We start from the raw sequence: 1,659 nt of genomic DNA on the forward strand, positions 1-1,659 counted from the left end.
TTGAACATTGAACTTTAAACTTTGAATTATTTCATCAACCACAGCAACGCGTTAACAATCATCTGATCCTGTACGTTGTGCCCTGACTTGCAACGAACACACAAAGTATAATTACGCCCGGCAGCACCCTGATAAATATAGCCATACACTTTATTGCTGACCGAATTTAGCTATTAAATCCAATTCATGAGGGTGTAAAAACGAAAAGCTGAAAAAATGCGAGGCTTCCTTGGTCAAGACAGATGGAATCGGCGCGATCTCGGTGATTTGATGAGCAATAACTTTAGGACTGCAATACCGTTTCAATGGCGTTGGTGCCGTGAAAGATACCTGGCTTGAGAGCCACGGTAAAGTGATTAAATTCTGATCATTACATGATTCAATCGATCTTTTTTCTATCATAGTTTGTTACTGCAACACATTATATTTTATACTGCGTGAACAACTCAACGATAAAAAAATCCACACTCGATTTTTTAAAGAAGCTTTCTTTCAATAACGACCGCGATTGGTTTAACGAACACAAAGATCAATACGAGCTTGCCAAAGAAAATGCAGAAGCATTTATGGATGCACTGATCCTGAAGATGAGCGCACACGATCAGCTCGAAACACCTTCCGGCAAAAAGAGTCTTTACCGGATTTATAATGACGTACGCTTTTCAAAGGATAAAGCTCCCTACAATCCGAGATTTGCCGGCTATCTGAAACGCACCAAGCCATTGTTGCGTGGCGGATACTATATTCGTATCAAACCCGGTGAATCGCGTATAGCCTGTGGATTTTTATTTCCGAATGCAGACGACCTTAAAAGAATACGCCAAGACATAACGGCCAATTATACTGACTGGAAGAAACTCTTGAACGACAAAACGATTCAGAAACATTTCGGTCTCCTGCAGGGAGAACAGGTGAAGACAACACCACGTGGATTTTCAAGTGATGACCCGGCTATAGCCCTGATCCGGTATAAACAGTTCTGGTTCGAACGAAAATTCAAAGACAGCGAAGTTATCGCCGCTGATTTTTTAGTGAACGTTAACAACAGCTATAAAGCCATACGTCCGTTCTTCGATTACATGAGCGATCTTTTAACGACTGATTCGAACGGGGAGTCGTTATACCGATGAGCCGCACGCTGTTGATGCTTGCCACCCATCTGCGCAAGATATCACTAGTAAAGATTAACCATTGTGTTTCCTATATATTTTTTGAATCGCTATTTTTAGTTCTGCCATGTTAACAGTATATCCCATGCGCACTCAAAATAATATCCCCAACTCAAATCTCACCATCTCTGTTATGCTGGCTGTACCCGATGTACCCCAAGCAATGACATGGTATAAAGAAGCATTGGGAGCTGAAGAGTTATGGAGTCTTGGATCTGTAGCCGGCCTGGCTGTTCAGGGCGCTGCATTCTTTATAGGTGAACCTGCTGGCAACGGATGGGAAAGTCCGCTGAAACTTGGAATAACGTGCGCACGTGTTGAAGTATTCTGCCTTGATCCGGATGTGTTTGTAAAACGCGCTGTAGCGGCTGGTGCCAACGGGAGTCTTGATCCGGTTCGAAATCACAAAGCACCCTGGGGAATCCACCGGCAAGGCGGGTTCATTGATCCTTTCGGACATATATGGCTGGTGGGGGATCGATCGCCTTTA

Annotated in this window: 2 protein-coding genes; both read left to right on the forward strand. The window is 43.5% G+C overall.

The window, feature by feature from the left end; translation table 11 throughout:
• The first annotated feature begins 437 nt into the window (after positions 1 to 437).
• Positions 438 to 1,130, forward strand: coding sequence for a DUF2461 domain-containing protein (locus V7Q33_RS15420; RefSeq protein WP_333820405.1), 693 nt, complete (start codon positions 438 to 440; stop codon positions 1,128 to 1,130).
• Positions 1,131 to 1,254: 124 nt separating this feature from the next.
• A partial coding sequence (locus tag V7Q33_RS15425) for a hypothetical protein (protein WP_333820406.1) occupies positions 1,255 to 1,659 on the forward strand: 405 nt, incomplete at its 3' end.

The sequence above is a fragment of the Ohtaekwangia sp. genome (genome assembly GCF_036786105.1).
Taxonomy (GTDB): Bacteria; Bacteroidota; Bacteroidia; order Cytophagales; family Cyclobacteriaceae; genus Ohtaekwangia.